The organism is Longimicrobiaceae bacterium (genome assembly GCA_035936415.1).
Lineage (GTDB): Bacteria > Gemmatimonadota > Gemmatimonadetes > Longimicrobiales > Longimicrobiaceae > JAFAYN01.
This window is the reverse complement of the sequence record DASYWD010000305.1, coordinates 1-19,191: the sequence shown is the minus strand read 5'-3', so window position 1 is coordinate 19,191 and position 19,191 is coordinate 1. Positions and strand designations below refer to the sequence as shown.

The window sequence follows — 19,191 nt, the reverse complement described above, 5'->3', positions numbered from 1 at the left end:
GCGGTCACCCGCGCGCGGAGCCCCCGGCCGCGCGCCCAGCGCGCGACGGCCAGGGGGATGTCGCCGGAGCCGGTCGCCACGTCGAGCACCGTGATCTCCGCCGCGCCGGTGCGATCTGCCATCCCCGCCAGGTAGCGGAGGACCACGCGTGTCCCCCCCAGCCAGCGGTTCACCCGGCGGAGGTCGTCCAGGCTGGTCTCCAGCTCCCGCCGGTCCACCTCCGGCGCGTCCATCAGCTCGGCGCCCACGGCGCGCGCGAGGCCGGTCACGACAGGTGCTCCCGGAGGCGGGCCGCCGCCTCGTCCACCCGCTCCCGCAGCGCGGCCTCGTCGAGCGTCCGCACCTCGCCGTCCCGGAAGAGGATCCGCCCCCGCACCGCGGCCAGCGTCACGTCGGCGCCCCGCGCGGCGTGGAAGAGCGCCGCCAGCGGGTCGTGCACGGGCCTCGCGTGCGGCGCCGCCAGCGAGACGGCGCACAGGTCCGCGTCCTTGCCGGGCTCCAGCGAGCCGATCCGGTCGTCCAGCCCCAGGGCCCGGGCCCCGTCCAGCGTGCACAGGCGGAGGAGGTCCGCGGCGGGGAGGAGGTCCGGGCTGCGGTGCGCGGCGCGGTGCAGCACGGAGGCGGTCCGCGCCTCCTCCAGCAGGTCGAGCCGGTTGTTGCTCCCCACCGAGTCGGTCCCCAGCCCCACGCGCACCCCGGCGTGGCGCAGCTCCGCGTACGGCGCGACGCCGTGCCCCAGCCGCGCGTTGGCCACCGGGCAGTGGGCCACGGCCGCCCCCGCGTCCGCGATCCGTCGGACGTCGTCGGCGTCCAGGCGCACGGCGTGGATCAGGAGCGGGCGGGTGCGCAGCACCCCCAGCCGCTCCAGCATCTCCACCGTGGACCGTCCGCGCGCGGGAGTCGGGATCCCGCGCGTCCGCAGCCCCGGCGCGAAGTCGCCCCCGCCGCGGACCACCAGCTCCTCCTCCACCGCCGACTCCGCCGCGTGCGTCGCCAGCGGGAGCCCCTCGGCGAGCGCGTACTCCGCCGCCGCGGCGAAGAGCGGGTCGGAGACGGTGTACGGCGCGTGCGGGGAGATCCCCACCCGCACCAGCTCGCTTTCTTCGCGCCGAAGGTGGTCCACCGCCGTCCGCAGCTCCGCCATGGATTCCGGGGCCTGCGCCGGGTCCGGGCCGAACGTCTCGCGGTAGACGACGCCGCGCATCCCCGCCTCCCGGAGCGCCCCCACCGCCGCGCCCGACATCTCCGTCGCGGCCAGGGTGGTGATCCCCGCGCGCAGCGACTCCACCATCGTCCACCGGGCGGCCAGGCCGTAGTCCCCGTCGTGCAGCGCCGCGCGCTTGGCGCCCACCAGGCGGAGGATCCAGTCGCGGAAGCCCAGGTCCTCCAGCCCCCCGCGGAAGAGCGCCAGCTCCGGGTGCGCGTGCACGTTCACCAGCCCGGGGAGGAGCGCAGCCTCCCCCACCTCCACGACCTCCGCCCCCTCCGGCGGCTCGATGGCCGCACGCGGCCCCACCGCGGCGATCCGGCCGTCGGCGCCCACCAGCACGGCCCCGTCACGGACGGGGGGCGCGGCCACCGGGAGGACCCAGGCGGCCCGGAACACCCGGAGCGGGAGATCCGCCATCAGTTCGGGAAGTTGAACAGGGAGGCGGAGAGCGTGCGGCGCGAGCTGCGGCGGATCTGCGGGTCGTCCCGCACCACGCGCCCGATCGCCTGCCCCACCCCGAGCGACACCACCACGTCGCGGAGGCTGCCGCCGCCCGCCACCGGCGCCGCCACGTCCAGGCGGTAGGTGCGCCGGGAGCCCGGCGGGAACGCCGCGCGCAGCCCCACCCCTACGCTGGCGTGGAAGCGCGAATCCAGCGCGTACACGTCGCCTCCGGCCCAGCTCCGTCCCACGTCCGCGAAGGCCACCCCCCCCAGGTCGAAGAGCTGCGGGTACGGCCACCCCAGGTAGACGCGGTCCTCCAGCGAAAGGACGGCGCGCTGGGCCCCGGTCGCGGCGTGCCGCGGCAGGCCGCGCACCCCGGAGCGGTTCCCGAGGGTGAGCTGGAAGGGGACGGTGGTGCGCCACCCGCCCGCCGCGGAGAACGCCGCCACCAGGGTGTGCCGCGACTCCGGCCCGGGCCTCCAGTACGCCCAGCTGTCCATCTGCCCGAACACGTTCCTCCACTCCCAGCTCCCCACCGGGGCGCCGTAGTCGCGCTTCCCCTCCAGGAGCAGGCGCCCGCCGGAAAGTACGCCCCCCGGCAGCTCGCCGGTCAGCTCGATGCCCACGTTGAGCGAAAGGTCGTCGTCCGTGGAGAAGGCCGCGACGCTGCGCCCCAGCGCGATCTCCGCCTCCACGCCCATCCGCACGTCCTCCGTGCCGCGCACCGCGTCGAGCGCGTTCCGGCGGACGAAGTACACGCTCCGCTGCGCGGCCAGGAACACGGCCCGCACGCTCGACACGGTGTCGAACGCAGCGCTCCGGGGCGCCAGCGGCGCCGCCCCCTCCCGCCCCGCCTCGCCCTCCGGGTCCAGGAAGCGCAGCCCGCCGGGGTAGATGATCCACTCGCCCGTGAGCGCCATCCCCAGGAGCGTCAGGCTCCCGCGCCGCCCCAGGCGGAGCACCCCGCCCAGGTCGGCCGAGCGGCGCCGCTCCGGGAAGAGCAGCCGCTGCAGGCGCTCCTCGCCCGGGACGAAGTACTCGAAGTACCGGTCCTCGTGCTCCACCCGCTGCCGCCACGCCCAGCGCCCGTTCTCGCCGCGGAACGGGTACGACAGCGTCTCGGAGAAGAGCGTGCCGCTGGAGGTCTTCGCCACCGCGAGCTCGGCGTCGAGCAGCGTCCCCAGGAACTGCGGCGTGGCGTACGAGGCGCCGTAGATGGGCTCCCGGTACTGCTCGCCCCAGTACGCGGACACCTGCTGCCCGGTCCCCATGAGGTTGTCCTGCCGCAGCTCCAGCCCGCTCAGTCCCCCGCCGCGCGAGTCCACCCGGGGCTCCAGCCGCGTGGCCCACTCGTCGCTGGTGTCCACGATGACGTGGTAGCTCCCGTCCGGCTGGCGGATGCCGTAGACGTCGGCGTCGGCGATGAACGGGGTGTTCCGGAGGAGGCGCTCGGAGTCGAGCAGGACGTCCGGGGAGTAGCAGTCGCCCTCGCTGAAGAGGATCTCCCGCCGGATCACCTCCTCGCGGGTGGCCACGTGCAGCCGGTTGGCGAAGGTGTACGCCCAGGCGAAGCGCGGGTCCAGCTCCGGGTCGGTGGGGTCGAACACCGCGTGGTTGTCCACGAACACCTGCGCGATGCGCCCGTTCGGGCACCCGGCCACGCCCTGCGGGGCGGCGGCCGCGGTGTCCGGCTGCTGCGCCAGCGCGGGCACGCGCCCCCCGGCCGCCAGCAGGAGCGCCGCTGCGGGAAGGGTGATGCGGAGGACGCGGGGTGGTGGACGCACGTTGCTGCTGCTGTCCGGAGTAGCTGCCGTGGAGAACGCCCGGGGCGCATGGCCGGCGCTCCGGCTGCGATGTCGTTCTAACCCGTGGGAAAGCGCAATGTTCGCGCCCCCGTGCGGGAAAGTCAAACGGCGGGCCGGGCGGCCCCGCTCGGCCGCGCCGCCCCGCGCCGCGACCCGTTCGGCACCGGGTGGCTTTTTCGGCGCGGCCCGGGCGGCTATGTTGGGGGTGCGCCGGCGGGAAGCCCGCGCACCGAACCCCCGCACCTCCCGCATGAGACCCGTTCTGGCCGTCCTGCAGCTGACCGAGGCGTTCGAGGACGTCTGGGGGGAGATCGCCTCCTCCCTGGACGCGGGCCTCCACGTCGCGGCGACTCCGTCGGAGCTCCGCTCGGCCGACGGGGTCGCCGCCGTGCTGGTGGCGGCGGGCGGGCGCGAGGCCGGGGTGGACCGCTTGGTCGCCGAGCTGCGTGCCGGGGGCCCACCCCCGCTCGCCGTGGTGGGAGCGGAGAGCGACTACCGACTCGCCGTCTCGGTGCTGCGGGCCGGCGCGGACGAGTACTTCTGCCTTCCCGCGCACTTCGGGGAGGTGCGCGCCTGGGTCCGCGAGCAGGTGGAGCGCGCGGAGCGGGTCCCGGAGGAGGCGCGCCTGCTGGAGGTGCACCGCCGCCGGTACGACTTCTCGCAGCTCGTCGGGACCAGCCCCGCGCTCCGGGCGACGCTGGCCCAGGCGGCGGCGCTGATTCCCACCCGGAAGACGGTGCTGATCCGGGGGGAGACCGGGACGGGGAAGGACCTCCTGGCGCGCGCCATCCACTTCAACGGCCCCCGCGCGCGGCACCCGTTCGTGGAGGTGAACTGCACCACCCTCACCGACACGCTCCTGGAGGCGGAGCTGTTCGGGTACGAGAAGGGGGCGTTCACCGACGCCCACTCGGCCAAGCCGGGGCTCTTCGAGGCGGCGGAGGGCGGGACCCTTTTCCTGGACGAGATCGGCGACATCTCCGCCGCCCTGCAGGTGAAGCTCCTCCGGGTCATCGAGGACAGGCGGATCCGGCGGGTGGGGAGCGTCACCAGCCGCCAGGTGGACGTGCGCGTGATCGCCGCGACGCACGTGGACCTGGAGTCGGCGGTGCGGCGCGGGGAGTTCCGCGAGGACCTGTACTTCCGCCTGAGCGTGCTCCCACTGGAGCTGCCCCCGCTCCGCGACCGCGGAAAGGACGTGCTCCTCCTCGCCCAGCACTTCCTCCGGCTGGAGAGCGAGGAGAACGGCATCGCCTGTCCCGCGCTCTCCCCGGCCGCGGTGCAGGCGCTCCTCGCGCACGACTGGCCCGGGAACGTCCGCGAGCTGCGGAACAGCATCGAGCGCGCGGTGATCCTCAGCGGCGGGCTCGGATCGCTCCAGCCGCAGCACGTGCTGCGCGGCCCCGCTCCCCGCGCGAGGGCGGAAGAGGCCGGCGAGGGCGCCCTCCCCTTTCCCGCGAAGCTCCACGAGATCGAGCGGGCCGCCGCCGTGGCCGCGGTGGAGCGCACGGGCGGCAACAAGAGCCGGGCGGCGGCGCTCCTGGGGATCGGGCGGAGACGCCTCTACACCCTGTTAGGGGAGGAGCCGTGAGCGCCGCCGCCGACCTGTCGCGCGGCCTTCTCCGCCAGGCGTGGGCGCTCCGGAAGGCGCCCGACCCGCAGGGGATGGTCGCCCTGCTCTCCCCCGTCCCGAAGGAGATCCTGGCCGGGGAGCTGGAGCTGGCGCACCTGCTATCGTGGGGGCTGCGGGAGCTGGGGGAGTTCCAGAAGTCGCTCGACCTGCAGCTGGAGCTGGAGGACCGGTTCCGCAGGCGCGGGAACGACTGGCTGCTGCGGTGGTGGCTGCTCGTGGCGGGGACGAACTGGCTGGAGACGGGGGACGCCCGTGGCGCAATGCTTTGTTGGTCGGAGTGCCTGGACCTGGCCGAACAGGCGGACGATCAGTACTCGATGGCCTGGGCCGCGAACAATCTGGGTGGGGTCGCCGCGCAGCTCGGCCACTTCGGGGAAGCTCTGCCGAACTACCAACGGGCGATCGCCGCGAACCATCGGAGAGGCTATATGCGAGGCCTATCTCTCGGGTACCACAACGTTGCCGAGGCGCATACGGAATGCGGGCGATTCGATGATGCGTTAGAGAGTATTGGCTACGCGATCGGCTACTCCCGGACCGCCGGCAACATGCTGCTGGTGCGCTGGCACGAGGTCACACGGGCGAAAGCATTCATTCACGCGGGTGATTTCACCGCGGCCAGAACACTCATCGGGCGTGCTCAAGCAGTGTTCAGGGAGGCGCGCCACGATTTCCAACTTGCCGTAGCAACGACGGAGTTGGGAGTTTGTGCCCGTTCGGAGAAGTGTTTCGAGCAAGCAGAGGAGCACCTGCTGGATGGCCTAGCTATCGCAACCAGACTGCAGGCCCGTCTTCTGCGGGCGATCACGCTGGTCGAACTTGGATTGCTGTACGATTCGCTGCACCGGACCACTCCGGCTGCACAGGCGCTGATCGAGGCACGCGAACTTCTCGTGAGGTTCGGCGGGACCTACCTACTGGACAGGCGCATGGACCAGCTCAGCCTGAGCACGCGTGAAAAGCTTTAACAGAGCCGCGTCGGTGGAGCTGGCGACTCAGGGAGCGAGCGTGGTAGAGGTGTGTAGCTGCCCACGCGTACGGAATGCCAAACGGCGGGTCACCGGAAGGTGCCCGCCGCGAGCTTAAGATGCTGGTACGAATGGAAGCTGCTAGTCTACAGTCGCGGCAAGCTCCGGCCCTCCCCGGAGGTCTTTGAGCGCATCAGCCGCTCGGGCATGTTCGTGCATGGCACCAAGCCCGGCAAAGATCTCCTGCGCCCGCTCAAGGTAGGCCTGCGCTTCCTCGGCCCCGTCGGTATAGGCCCTCAGCAGAGCGTAGTCCACCAGCGTCTCCCCTTCGAGGAGCGGATATCCCTTCTCCCGGGCGATCTGCAGCGCCTTCTCGAAGAAGGTGAACCCGCCGTCGTCCCTGATCTCCCGGGCGATGTTGCCCCTCCCCTGGTACATCCGGGCGAGGAAGTAAGGCGATCGCGAAGCGATAGCCCGCTCCTCCGCCAGACGACCCCATTCTTCCGCCTGGGAGATCAGACCGTCCCGCAGGTATGACTCCGCGATGTCGATAGCAATGCCTGCCCAGAGCCCAGGCGGGATCGGGAGTTCCAGGGCCTGCCGATAGACCCTCCGCGCCTCCTCCTGCCGGCCCTGAGCGGCGGAAAGGTGCGCCAGGTTATGAAAGCAGACCGCGAGGTCGAACGGCGACGGGACCACCTTCCACAGCTCCCGCGCCTTCACGAACCATCTCTCGGCCGCCTGGAGGTGCATCTGGCGGGTTGCTACGTTCCCGAGGTTGTTGTAGAGCTGCGCTCGTTCCAGCAGGACGGTGCTCTGGTCCTCGATTCGCTCCGCCAACGACAGTGCGGTTCGGTAACAGCCCTCGGCCTCGGGCCAGCGTCCCTGCCAGAGTCGCACGTTCCCAAGCCCGGTCCGTGCGATGATCTCGCCGTGTACGTCGCCGGAATCGCCGGCAAGCTCCGCGCTGCGCTGGTAGTAGGAGTGAGCATCCCGAAGATCCCCCAGGGACAGCGCCATACGGCCGATCCTGCGTAGCGCGAGGATCTGAGGGCTCTTGTCGGTCAGCGGGAGAGAGAGGCTGAGGGCCACGTTGTAGCACTGGCGCGCCTTCCGGAATAGCCCCCTCTCCTCGTGCTGCTCGCCGAGTTCGATCAGGTGACGTGCCACCCCCGTATGATCACCCGACCAGAAGCTCTGAAGCACCGGCCGTAGCCCCCCGAAGAGTGAGGCCAGATAGGCGTGCAGGGCCTGTTCTGATTCGTTCACCACCGCATCGAGCTGAGCCGCCGAAACGACTCGCTTGTCGATAGTGGTGTACGCGCTGGAGCTGTCCCATGCTCTGCCCGGGTCGGGAACCGCAATCCCGACGAGAGCGAGGCGTAGCAACTCTAACTCCTCCATCTCTGGGAGGAGGCCGAAGAGTTCTTCGAGGGTGGCTTCGGAACGGCTCACGGGCTATTGCGAATTAGCCGCCGGATGCGGAAATCGTCCCACCCCGGCCCACCTCGGTGTCCGTCGTCGCATACGTGGAGAAGTGGTCCGTCCGCGTCCGGAGGCGGGCGCCGTCGGCCGTGGGGGCTCCCCCCATGTCCACCCAGCCGTTGTTCCACCACACGATCGTCTTCGTGGCGCTCCCCTCGATGGACGTGCCGCGAAGGGGCAGCTCGATGGTGACGGGGACCGCGAACGACTTGTTGTGGGGCCCGAACTCGGCGACCACGTGCTCCGACCCCTTGGGATCCACCGGGAGGTTGATGGAGAACATCGTCACCTTGTCCACCGCGCCGGCGGGAACGTCGATGGCGAAGCCCTGGAAGTCCAGGCGCCCACCCTCGGGGCCGATCCACTTCTTGGCCCAGGCGATGGTGACGGCGGGACGCTGCCGGAAGGTGGCGATGGCGGCCAGGTCGGGCGCCGCGGAGGTCTCGTTGAAAGACGGCACGGCGGCGGTGGGCGCGAGCGGGGTCGATGCGTCGCGGTCCGCGCACCCGGGGGCCACCAGCAGAACAAGCAGGGACAGCGTGGGGATCAGGCTCCGAACGATCCGGTTCATTGGACCTCCTCTAGAGGAAAGAAATGATGGACGGAGAGACAGACTTCGGAAGAGCGAACCACGAGAGCGAGCCCTGCTGGACCGCGGAAGTGACCAGGCGTGCCCCGGACCGGCACCTGCGCGCACGGAAAGAGACAACCTGTTACGATAAGCAGGCTTATCGTATATCGCAAGCTTTTGGTTCCGTGCTGCCCCGTGCCAGGAAAGTGGACGCCCTACCCGGTTGCAAGATTCGTCCCACGATCCAGGCCGTACTCGGCCATCTTCCTCCTGAGCGTGTTCCTGTGGATCCCGAGCCGCTCCGCCGCGAGGGTGAGGTTGCTCCCCGTCTCCCGCAGGGCGCGGCGGATGAGCCGGCGCTCCATCTCCTCCAGCGTGCAGAGCGAGCCCCCGTCCAGGTCGTCTTCGGACTCGCGGGGCCGCGGCTGCAGCACCTCCGCCGGGAGGTGCTGCGGGAGGAGCACGGCCCCGCTGCACATGACCACCGCGCGCTCCACCACGTTGCGGAGCTGCCGCACGTTACCGGGCCAGTGGTAGAGCCGCAGCGTCTTCAGCAGCTCCTCCGAGATCCCCCGGATGGGGTTGCCGTGCTGCGCGGCGTACTGCGCGACGAAGTGGTGCACCAGGCGGTCCACGTCCTCCCCGCGATCCCGGAGCGGCGGCAGGTGCAGCGAGACCACTGCGAGCCGGTAGTACAGGTCCGTCCGGAAGCTCCCCTCCGCCACCGCCGCCTTGAGGTCGCGGTTGGTGGCGGCGACGATCCGCACGTCGATGGGCACCGGCGCCTCCCCGCCCACCCGCTCGATCTCGCGCTCCTGCAGCGCACGGAGGATCTTGGACTGCAGCGCCAGCGACATGTCGCCGATCTCGTCCAGGAAGAGCGTCCCCCCGCTGGCCCGCTCGAAGCGCCCGATCCGCCGCCCGATGGCGCCGGTGAAGGCGCCCTTCTCGTGCCCGAACAGCTCCGACTCCAGCAGGTTCTCCGGGATCGCCGCGCAGTTGATGGCGATGAACGGCCCCTTCGCGCGGCGGGAGCGCGCGTGCAGGACGCGCGCGATCATCTCCTTCCCCGTCCCGCTCTCCCCCAGCACCAGCACCGTGGCGTCGCTCGGCGCAGCCCGCGCCAGCGAGCCGAAGGCGGAGAGCATCTCCTCGCTCGCCCCCACGATGGCGTCCTCCGCGGCCGTGGCCGGGGCGAGCGGCCGGACGACGCCCCCGCGGTCGAGCGCGTGTACGATCCCCAGCAGCTTCCCCGGAGGCACCGGCTTGGCCAGGACGTCGTGCGCCCCCTCCCCGATGGCCTCCATCATCAGGGCCATCGACGGCTCGGACGTCAGCACCACCACCGGGGGGGTGGAGGCGTCCGCCCGCAGCCGGCGCAGGATCTCCATCCCCGCGCCGGAGAACCCGGTGTCGAGGAGGATCAGGTCCCAATCGCCGTCGCGCAGCAGACGTAGCCCCTCGGCCTGACCGTGCGCGGCCTCAAGCCGCGCGCCGTTCAGCTCTGGTTCGATCGTCCGAACGACACTGCGATCCGGGTCGAGGAGCAGTACCTTCAATGGACGCTGGGTGCGGTTCTGTGAGCGGAGAGACCAAACCAAGATACGCTCCGCGCCCTCCTCGCGCAATCTGTGTCGGTGTTTAAGCTCCGGAAATGCGGGGACCTGTTCCGACACGCTTCATACGCGGCGAGCCGGGGGATCCCCCGGCTCGCCGCCCGGCCCGAACCGGCGTGCGGCTCAGCTGGTGATGTTGTTGATGGCGCGGTAGATGTTGATCCGGCCCTTCCCGAAGTACTTGTCCCAGCCGGCGGAGCCCAGGTCGTCCACGGTGCTCTCGATGCGGCTGCGGATGTTGCTGGCGCCGGTCACGCCGGTCGCGTGCAGGAGCCCGGCGAGCCCCGCGGCCTGGGGGGTGGCCATGGAGGTCCCGGCCATGAAGACGTAGCCGCCGCTGTTGTACGCGGAGAGGATGTAGCTGTAGCCGTTCGCGTTCTCGCTGTCGCCGCCCGGCGCGGAGATGTCGATCTCGGGCCCGGCGTTGGAGTAGCCCGCCCGGCCGTCGCTCCAGTTGGTGGCGCCCACGGCCACGCACTCCGGGAACTTGGCCGGGTACGAGATGTTCCGCGGCGAGCCGTCGTTCCCCGTGGCGCAGAAGGGGAGCGAGTTCTTGCTCAGCGCGTACTGCAGCGCCTGCTGCTCGGAGGTGGAGCCGAAGCGCCCGCCCAGGCTCAGGTTGATGGCGTGGGCCCCGTTGTCGGCCGCGAACTTGATCCCGTTCACGATCGCGGAGGTCGGGCAGCCGCTCGGGCCGCAGACCTTCACGGGTAGCACCTTGATGTTCGGCCCGTACGCCACGCCCGTCACGCCGGTGACGTCGTTCCCCAGCCCGGCGGCGATCCCGGCCACGTGCGTGCCGTGCCCGTCGTCGTCGTTCGGATCGGCGTCGTTGTTCACGAAGTCGTACCCGGCGAGCACCCGGCCCACCAGGTCGGGGTGGGTGGAGAGCACGCCGGTGTCGACGATTCCGATCACCGCGCTCCCGGTGATGGCGCCGAGCTGCTGGTACGCCTCCAGCCAGTCGGTGTCGGCATCCGCCTTCCCGGTGTTGACCACGAAGGCGCCCGTGCTGTTGTTGAGGTCGCCGTCGTTGTGGAGGTCCCACTTGTAGCCGAAGTAGGTGTCGCTGGGCGGCTCGCAGACGCCCGTCCCGCAGATCACGCCATGCGTGCGGATGTAGTCCGGCTCCGCGAACTCCACGTTGGGGTTGCGCGAGAGCGCGCTCACCACCGCCAGCTCCCGCCCGGGGGCCACGCTCAGCACGAAGATCCCGGGGAGGTTCAGCTCGCGCTGCACGGAGGCGCCGTGCGCCGCGGCCACCTGCGCGCGGTTCACGCCGGCCCGGAAGCGGACGAGGATCTGCCCGGCCACGTACTCGCCGGCGTTCGGAGCGCCGGCCTGCCCGGCGGAAAGCTCCGGGGCGGCCTCGGGGGAGAAGGGGGCACGGGTGTCCTGGCATCCGGCCAGCACGAGGGCGCTTGCGGCAATGACGGTGAGTCGCTTCACGGCTTACTCCTGAAAAAGAAAGGAACGAGTACGGCGTGGTGCCGCCCGTTCCATAGGCACGCGGCGCGCCAGAACCGGCAAACTCGCAAGTCGCTGCGGTGTCGTACTTTACCGTTTGGGATGTCCAGTATGGTGCGTCCCGGTATGGTGCAGCTCACCCGGAAGTGCACCATTCTGGTGCACCAACCGCTGCCTCACGGCGCATCGCGCCCCCGCGGTGCACCAGAATGGGCATGAACGAAGGAGGGGGCCACGGCGCGTGCCGTGGCCCCCTCGCTCATCGTCCCGCCGTGATGCCTACAGCGTGCTCTTGAAGAGCAGGCGGTTCGGCGTGCCGCTCGGATTGCTGGTGATCTTGCTGGTGGTCGCGTTGTTGATGATCCAGTTGTGCACGGTGGAGCTGGCGACGTCGCCGTAGGTGCCCTTGTAGAGCGCGCCCACGCCCGCCACGTGCGGCGAGGCCATGGAGGTCCCGCTGATCGTGTTGGTCTCGGTGGTGCCGCTCCCGATCCAGGCCGACTTGATGCTCGCGCCGGGAGCGTACAGATCGGTGCAGGTCCCCCAGTTGGAGAACGAGGCCTTGGCGTCGGTGCTGGTCGAGGCGTTCACCGTCGCGATGGCGGTGCCGTACCCGGCGCGGGCCGGGGAGTAGTTGCAGGCGTCGGCGTTGCTGTTCCCCGAGGCCACCGCCACGAACACACCCGCGTTGGAGAGGTTCTTCACCGAGGTGTCGAGCGAGGACGAGGCGCCGCCGCCCAGCGACATGTTGGCCACCGCCGGCTTGATGTGGTTCTTGGTCACCCAGTCCACCCCGGCGATGATCGCGGAGAACGACCCGGAGCCGTTGCAGTCCAGCACCCGCACGCCGCGCGGCATGGACTTCTTGGCCACGCCGTAGAGCTTCCCGGAGACCGTGCCGCCCACGTGCGTGCCGTGGCCGTTGCAGTCGTTCCCGTTCCCGCCGAAGGCGTCATAGACGTTGGACGCGCGCCCCTCGAACTCGGAGTGGCCGGTGTCCAGCCCCGTGTCGATGATGTAGGCGCGGACGGTGGAGGCGGTGGTGGTGTAGTTGTACGTGCCCGAGAGCGGGAGGGAGCGCTGGTCGATCCGGTCGATCCCCCACGTGGCGCTGCTCTGCGTGACGGCGACCTGCGCCACCTGGTCCTGCTCGATGTACTCCACGTTCGGGTTGTGCCGCAGCGCGTTGAGCTGTCCCGCGTTCAGCGCGGCCGCGAAGCCGTTCAGGGCAGCGTCGTACACGTAACGCGGGCTCACCCCAGCCACCGCCGCGACGGAGCGCGGATCGGCGCCCTCCTTGAGGACCACGATGTACTGCCCCGGGATCGCCTGGCCGCCGGCACCGACGGAAAGGACGGGCGCCTCCGGGGCGGCGGACGGTGCGACGGGGCTTCCCGGCTCGCTGCCGCAGGCGGCGAGCGCGAGCACGGAACCGGCCAGCAGAACGGAACGCATCTGACGCATGGTGTTTCCCCTGGTGTGGTGTGGATGAGCTGCTTTGCCGACTTCATGCGACACACGGGCATCAACCTGAACTGCGTCCTTCCACAGTTTCGGTTCCGAACCGGATGCGGATGATGGGCCCTCCTTTCGGGTCACGCGTCCACTCGCGACGTGTCTGTAAATATATGTTCCCCTGCCTCAAGCTTTTCGCACCCGGGATCGAATCGAACCGGCGGAGAGCGCGCGATCAGGATGGGGACCTTTGACGTCCACGGTGAAGCACGGATCGGACCACGACCCGCTGCTTGCTAACACGTTGTAGCCAAACAACCTTGCAACGCACATCACGGCGAGCCGCCGCACCGAAACGGTGCGACGGCTGCACCGGCGAACCATTGTGGTGCGCCAGAGCGCTGTCCGTCCGGTCCCGCGCAGCTACCGAAAAGAGGGGGCCGCGGCGCGTGCCGCGGCCCCCTCCCGCACCCCGTCCGGAGACGAGGGGTCCCGCGTCAGCTTACAGCGTGCTCTTGTAGAGCAGGCGGTTCGGCGTGCCGGTCGGGTTGCCGGAGATGACGTTCGCCGTGGAGTTGTTGATGATCCACGAGCGCACGGTCGAGTTGGAAGCACCCGGGTTGCCCGCCAGGTACAGGGCGCCCACGCCCGCCACGTGCGGCGACGCCATCGAGGTGCCGCTGATGGTGTTGGTTGCGGAGGTGCTGGTGTGCCAGGCGGAGGTGATGCTGGAGCCCGGCGCGTACACGTGCGTGCAGCTCCCGTAGTTGGAGAACGACGACTTGGCGTCCGTGCTGGTGGACGAGTTCACGGAGGTCACGTTCGCCGCGCTGGCCGGCGAGTAGTTGCAGGCGTTGGCGTTGCTGTTGCCGGAGGCGACCGCCACGTAGACGCCCGAGTTGGCCAGGTTGTTCACGGCCGTGTTCGTGGCCGAGGAGTAGCCGCCGCCCAGCGACATGTTCGCCACCGCCGGCTTCACCGCATTCGCGCGCACCCAGTCCACACCGGCGATGATGCCGGAGTTGGAGCCGGAGCCGGAGCAGCTGAGCACCTTCACCCCGCGGAGCCGGACGCCCTTGGCGACGCCGTAGGTGCTGCCTCCCACAGTGCCGCCCACGTGCGTGCCGTGGCCGTTGCAGTCGCTGGCGGTCTCGCCGGAGATCGCGTTGTAGACGTTGCTGGCCCGGCCGCCGAACTGCGTGTGGTCGGCGCGCAGGCCGGTGTCGATGATGTAGGCGGTGACGTTCGAGGCCGTGGTGTTGTAGGTGTACGTCCCGGAGAGCGGCCGGTTGCGCTGGTCGATCCGGTCGATCCCCCAGGTCGCGCTGCTCTGGGTCACGGCCAGGTCCATCACCTGGTCCTCCTCCACGTAGTCCACGTTCGGGTTGTGCCGGAGCGCGTTGAGCTGGCCCGCGTTGAGCGTCGCGGCGAAGCCGTTGAGCGCGGCCGTGTAGACGTGGCTCGGCTCGACTCCGGCGACGGCGGCCACGGAACGGGGGCTCGCCCCCTCCCTGAGGACGACGATGTAGGAACCCTCGATCGCCCGGCCCGCCGCGGCGGAGCGGAGCGGAGCGGCCTGCTCGGGAGCGGCGGCGGGGGTCCCCTGGTCGTTCGCGCAGGCGGCGAGCGCGAGCACGGAACCGGCCAGCAGAACGGAACGCATCTGACGCATTGTGTTTCCCCTGGTGTGGTGTGGATGAGCTGCTTTCTGGACTTCTGCGACACACGGGCATCAACCTGAACTGCGTCCTTCCACGGCTTCGGTTCCGAACCGGATGCGGATGATGGGGCCCTCCTTTCAGGTCGAACGTTCGTTCGGAACGTGGCTCCGAATACTTATTTCCGCGCCTCAAGCCTGTCTCACCCGGTATCGATGCGAACCGGCGGAGAGCACGCGATCAGGATGTGGGCTTGAGACGGTGCACGCTAAGGCAGGGATCGGACCACAAACTGCGATTTTGCTAACGCCTTGTTGCCGAACGACTTCGCGATTTACGGGACGGCGAGCCGCCGCACCGTTTCGGTGCAGCGGTTGCACCGGTGAACCATCGTGGTGCGCCAGAGCGCTGTCCGTCCGGTCCCGGGCAGCCGGGAAAAAGAGAAGGCCGCGGCGCGTGCCGCGGCCCCCTCCCCGCACCCCGTCCGGAGACGGGGGCTACTGCGTCAGCCTACAGCGTGCTCTTGAAGAGCAGGCGGTTCGGCGTGCCCGTGACGTTCCCGCTGATCACGTTGGTGGTGGCGTTGTTGTTCAGCCAGCTCCGGATCGTGGAGTACGAGGCGTCGCCGTAGGTGGCCTTGTAGAGCGCGCCCACGCCCGCCACGTGCGGGGTGGCCATCGACGTCCCGCTGATCGTGTTGATGGCGGTGTCGCTGGTGTACCACGCCGAGGTGATGCTGGAGCCCGGCGCGTACAGGTCCACGCAGCTCCCCCAGTTGGAGAACGACGACTTCGCGTCCGTGCTGGTGGACGAGGCCACCGTGGTGGCGTAGGCCGCGCTCGCCGGCGAGTAGTTGCAGGCGTCCTTGTTGTCGTTCCCCGCGGCGACGGCGGGGAAGACGCCGGCCGCGGCCATGTTGTTCAGCGACGTGTTCACCGAGCTGGAGTAGCCGCCGCCGAGCGAGAGGTTGGCGATCGCCGGCTTCAGGTGGTTCTTGGTCACCCAGTCCATCCCGGCGATGATGATGGAGTTGGAGCTCCCGCCGGTGCAGCTGAACACCTTCACGCCGCGGATGCGCGCCGCCTTGGCGACGCCGTAGGTCTTGCCGCCCACGGTGCCGGCCACGTGCGAGCCGTGCCCGTTGCAGTCGGTGTTCTGCCCGTCGCCGGTCCCGTTGTAGACGTTGCTGGCGCGGGTCGTCCCGTCCGAGTTGCGGAACTCCGAGTGCGTGGCGCGGACGCCGGTGTCGATGATGTACGCGTACACGGTCGACGCCGTGGCGGTGTAGTTGTAGGTGCCGGAGAGCGGCAGCGAGCGCTGGTCGATCCGGTCGATCCCCCACGTGGCGCTGCTCTGCGTGGCCGAGAGCTCCACCGCCTGGTCCTGCTCGATGTACTCCACGTTCGGGTTGTTGCGCAGCGCGCCCACCTGCCCGGCGTTCAGGGTCGCCGCGAAGCCGTTGAGCACAGCGGTGTAGACGTGCTGCGGCTCCACCCCGGCGATGGCCGCGACCGAGCGCGGGTTGGCGCCCTCGCGGAGGACGACGATGTACTGGTCGGGGATCACCCGGCTGCCGGCCGCGGCGAACACGGGAGCCTCGGGGGCGGACGGGGCGGCGATGGGGCTCTGGCCCTCGTCGGCGCAGGCGGCGAGCGCAAGGACGGAACCGGCCAGCAGCGCGGTACGTGCGTGACGCATGGGGATACCTATGGAGGTGTGTGTGACGGCGGGCTTTTCTGGCGAGGGGCGGGATTGCCCCTGCGCCGGGGACTGCTACGATCCTTCACTGCGGGGTGGGTTCCGAGCCGGTTACGGAAAGAAGTATCGCTCCTTTCGGATGTGGGTCCCTGTCCCACCCCGCACGGTGCCGTGCGGGGTGGGGTTCTCGCCGGGCGCCGGGTGGCGCGCTACGGCTTCTGCAGCCAGAACTCGTAGGAGCCGCTTCCGCTGTAGGAGTAGACCTCCCACATGTAGTAGCCGGACGTCCCGGAGTAGGAGATCTGCTCGGTGGAGGTGGAGCTGAGGGAGCGGGCGACCACCGCCCACCGGGAGCCGTTCCACTTGTAGAGGTACAGGTCGAAGTCGGCGTTCGACGGGCCCTTCAGCCATCCCTTGTGGGCGCCGGAGACGGCGCTGTAGTAGTAGGTCCCGTTCGGCTGGTACTCGTACGCGCCCGTCCCGCTCAGCGACCCGGTGTACTTGGTGCAGCTGGTGCACGGGTCGGTGGTCCCGCCCCCGCCCCCGCCACCGCTCGTCAGGAGCGAGTACAGGAGGAGGTTCGGCGAGTTGGTCCCCGCGCTGGTCACCTTTCCGGAGGTCGCGGAGCCGGTGATGGCGCTCGTGACCGTGGCGGGCGAGGCGCCCGGGTTCCCCTGAAGGTAGAGGGCGGCGACGCCGGCCACGTGCGGGCTCGCCATGGAGGTCCCGCTGATCGTGTTGGTGTTCGTGTCGCCGGTGTGCCAGGCGGCGGTGATGCTGGAGCCCGGCGCGAACAGGTCCAGGCAGCTCCCCCAGTTGGAGTACGAGGCGCGGGCGTCGTTGTTCGCGGTGGCGCCCACCGTAACGGCGTTCGCGGCGCGCGCCGGGGAGTAGTTGCAGGCGTCCTTGTTGTCGTTCCCGGCCGCCACTACCACGGTGACGCCGGCGTTGTGCATCCGGTTGACCGCGTCGTCCGTGGCGGTGGAGGCGCCGCCGCCGAGCGACATGTTCGCCACCGCAGGCTTCACGTGGTTCGCCGTCACCCAGTCCATCCCGGCGATCACGCCGGAGTTGGTCCCGGAGCCGTTGCAGTCCAGCACCCGGACCGCGTACAGCTTCACCTGCTTGGCGACGCCGTAAGCGGTGCCGCCCACGGTGCCGGCGACGTGCGTGCCGTGCCCGTTGCAGTCGTTCGCGTTTCCGCCCGAGGTCACGGCGTCGTAGCCGGTCACGGCGCGTCCGCCGAACTCCTGGTGCGAGAGCCGGATCCCGGTGTCGATGATGTACGCGTTCACCCCGGAGCCGGTCGGCGTGTACTCGTACGTGCCGGAGAGCGGGAGGTCACGCTGGTCGATGCGGTCGATCCCCCAGGTCGCGTTCGTCTGCGTCGTGCTGATGGAGACCGTCTGGTCCTGCTCGACGTAGTCGACGTTGGGGTTGTTCTGCAGGGCGGTGAGCTGTCCCTGGTTCAGCGTCCCGGCGAAGCCGTTCAGCGCCGCCGTGTAGACGAAGCGCGGGCTGACCCCCGCGGCGGCAGCGATGGAGCGCGGGTCGGCCCCCTTCTTGAGGACCACGATGTACTCGCCGGCGATTGGCTGCCCACCCTTCCCCCCCGAGAGGAGCGGGGCCTCGGGCGCTGCCGCCCCGGAGGGCGCGACGGGTGCGGTGCCGTCCACGCAGGCGGCGAACGCCAGCGCGGTGGCGGAAAGGAGAGCGGTTCGCAACAATCGCATGTTCCAGCTCCGTTCTGGGGGTCCTCGACTCACCGCCCGGGGCGCATCCCCGGGGGCGTCCCACCCGTCTTCGTCCACACGGCCGGTCGGCCACCCCTACCCAGACCCGGTGCCGGGCATCCGACGTCGTTCACGAAGGGTCATTAAGGCATAAAAGGCGCCATGTCGCACAAAAACGGGAAGGTACGCGTTCACAACGGCTTACGAGAACAGGAGCCATCCGCCTCCTGCCCCACTGTGGTGCACGCCCGCACCTCCCGCACAAAAATGGGACGCCGCAGCCACGGCGAGGCCGCCGTGCGCGGTGCTGGTGGAACTGAAAGAGCCGGCGCCGGGGAGACCCCGACGCCGGCTCGGACGTACCCCCTGGCGGTACGGCTCAGTAGGCCGTGAACAGCAGGTGGTTGTTGGCGGTCTTGGAGCTGGTCACGATGCCCTTGGTGGTGGCGTCGTAGAGCGCGTCACGCACCTGCAGCGGGGTCGCCGCCGGGTTGCTCTGCAGGTACAGGGCGCCGACGCCTGCCACGTGCGGGGCGGCCATGGAGGTCCCGCTGATCGTGTTCGTGGCGACGTCGCTGGTGTGCCAGGCCGCGGTGATGCCGGAGCCCGGGGCGAAGAAGTCCACGCAGTTGCCGTAGTTGGACCAGGAGGTCTTGGCGTCGCTCTGGGTGGTGGCGCCGATGGTGATGGCGTCCGCCACGCGGGACGGCGACGACTTGCACGCGTCCTGCGCGATCCCGACGAGGTTGCCGTTCCCCGCGGCGATGGAGTACTGCACGCCGGCGTTGATCGAGCTCTGGACCGCCGCGTCCAGCGAGGACGAGGCGCCGCCGCCGAGCGACATGTTGGCGATCGCCGGCTTCACGTGGTTCGCCGTGACCCAGTCCACGCCCGCGATCACGCCGGCAGTGGTGCCGCTCCCGCCGCAGTCGAGCACCCGCACTGCGAACAGGTTCACCGCCTTGGCGACGCCGTAGGTGGTGCCTCCCACCGTGCCGGCCACGTGCGTGCCGTGCCCGTTGCAGTCGTTCGCGTCCCCGCCCGCCGTCACCGCGTCGAAGCCGGTGCTCACCCGGCCGACGAACTCGGAATGGCTGAGGCGGATGCCGGTGTCGACGATGTAGGCGTTGACCCCCAGCCCGGTGTTCGCGTAGCTGTAGGTGGTGCTGAGCGGCAGGGCACGCTGGTCGATGCGGTCCAGCCCCCAGGTCGCGCCGGTCTGCGTGGTGGCGACCGCCTTCATCACCTGGTCCTGCTCGATGTAGGCGACGTTCGGGTTGCGCTGCAGGGCGTTGAGCTGGCCCGCGTTGAGGCGGCCCGCGAAGCCGTTGAGCGCGGCCTCGTAGACGTAGCGCGGCTCCACCCCGGCAATGGCTGCCACGGAGCGGGGGTTCGCCCCCTCCTTCAGCACCACGATGTACTGGTCCTGGATCGCCCCGGAGGCGGCG

Annotated in this window: 14 protein-coding genes; 2 read left to right on the top strand and 12 right to left on the bottom strand. The window is 70.2% G+C overall.

Translation table 11 applies throughout. The features are described from left to right. The 3 genes from VGR37_12760 to VGR37_12750 form a co-directional block, all read right to left on the bottom strand. A partial coding sequence (locus tag VGR37_12760) for a hypothetical protein (GenBank protein HEV2148268.1) occupies nt 1-269 on the bottom strand: 269 nt, incomplete at its 3' end. Beyond that, on the bottom strand, nt 266-1,627 hold the full coding sequence (locus VGR37_12755) for an amidohydrolase family protein (protein HEV2148267.1): 1,362 nt from the start codon (nt 1,625-1,627) through the stop codon (nt 266-268). The genes VGR37_12760 and VGR37_12755, both read right to left, overlap by 4 nt. Then, a complete protein-coding gene (locus VGR37_12750; protein ID HEV2148266.1) occupies nt 1,627-3,438 on the bottom strand; it encodes a hypothetical protein in 1,812 nt (603 codons plus the stop codon). The genes VGR37_12755 and VGR37_12750 overlap by 1 nt, the downstream gene beginning before the upstream one ends. A 271-nt stretch (nt 3,439-3,709) precedes the next feature. Here VGR37_12750 and VGR37_12745 point away from each other — a divergent pair, with 271 nt between their 5' ends. Together VGR37_12745 and VGR37_12740 are read left to right on the top strand one after the other, a co-directional pair. Beyond that, nucleotides 3,710-5,050, top strand: coding sequence for a sigma-54 dependent transcriptional regulator (locus VGR37_12745; protein ID HEV2148265.1), 1,341 nt, complete (start codon nt 3,710-3,712; stop codon nt 5,048-5,050). Beyond that, nucleotides 5,047-6,060 carry a hypothetical protein gene (locus VGR37_12740; protein ID HEV2148264.1) on the top strand — a complete coding sequence of 338 codons (1,014 nt, stop codon included), beginning with the start codon at nt 5,047-5,049 and terminating at the stop codon, nt 6,058-6,060. Before VGR37_12745 ends, VGR37_12740 begins: the two co-directional genes overlap by 4 nt. Before the next feature lie 141 nt (nt 6,061-6,201). On the opposite strand, the gene VGR37_12735 is transcribed toward VGR37_12740, so the two are convergent. From VGR37_12735 to VGR37_12695, 9 genes are all read right to left on the bottom strand, one after another. Next, nucleotides 6,202-7,515, bottom strand: a complete 1,314-nt coding sequence (locus VGR37_12735) for a tetratricopeptide repeat protein (protein HEV2148263.1) — start codon at nt 7,513-7,515, stop codon at nt 6,202-6,204. A gap of 13 nt (nt 7,516-7,528) precedes the next feature. Next, nucleotides 7,529-8,116 carry a hypothetical protein gene (locus tag VGR37_12730; protein HEV2148262.1) on the bottom strand — a complete coding sequence of 196 codons (588 nt, stop codon included), beginning with the start codon at nt 8,114-8,116 and terminating at the stop codon, nt 7,529-7,531. A 215-nt stretch (nt 8,117-8,331) separates the two neighbouring features. Further along, nucleotides 8,332-9,675, bottom strand: a complete 1,344-nt coding sequence (locus tag VGR37_12725) for a sigma-54 dependent transcriptional regulator (GenBank protein ID HEV2148261.1) — start codon at nt 9,673-9,675, stop codon at nt 8,332-8,334. Between the two features lie 180 nt (nt 9,676-9,855). Continuing rightward, a complete protein-coding gene (locus VGR37_12720) occupies nt 9,856-11,181 on the bottom strand; it encodes a S8 family serine peptidase (protein ID HEV2148260.1) in 1,326 nt (441 codons plus the stop codon). Nucleotides 11,182-11,478: 297 nt separating this feature from the next. After that, the gene (locus VGR37_12715) at nt 11,479-12,663 is read right to left on the bottom strand and encodes a S8 family peptidase (GenBank protein ID HEV2148259.1); all 1,185 of its coding nucleotides are present in this window, start codon (nt 12,661-12,663) and stop codon (nt 11,479-11,481) included. A gap of 493 nt (nt 12,664-13,156) precedes the next feature. Then, nucleotides 13,157-14,326, bottom strand: coding sequence for a S8 family peptidase (locus VGR37_12710; protein HEV2148258.1), 1,170 nt, complete (start codon nt 14,324-14,326; stop codon nt 13,157-13,159). 496 nt (nt 14,327-14,822) lie between these two features. Then, the gene (locus VGR37_12705) at nt 14,823-16,010 is read right to left on the bottom strand and encodes a S8 family peptidase (GenBank protein ID HEV2148257.1); all 1,188 of its coding nucleotides are present in this window, start codon (nt 16,008-16,010) and stop codon (nt 14,823-14,825) included. Between the two features lie 209 nt (nt 16,011-16,219). After that, nucleotides 16,220-17,743 carry a S8 family peptidase gene (locus tag VGR37_12700; protein ID HEV2148256.1) on the bottom strand — a complete coding sequence of 508 codons (1,524 nt, stop codon included), beginning with the start codon at nt 17,741-17,743 and terminating at the stop codon, nt 16,220-16,222. Nucleotides 17,744-18,122: 379 nt separating this feature from the next. After that, nucleotides 18,123-19,191: S8 family peptidase (locus VGR37_12695; GenBank protein HEV2148255.1), on the bottom strand; the 1,069-nt coding region annotated here is incomplete at its 5' end.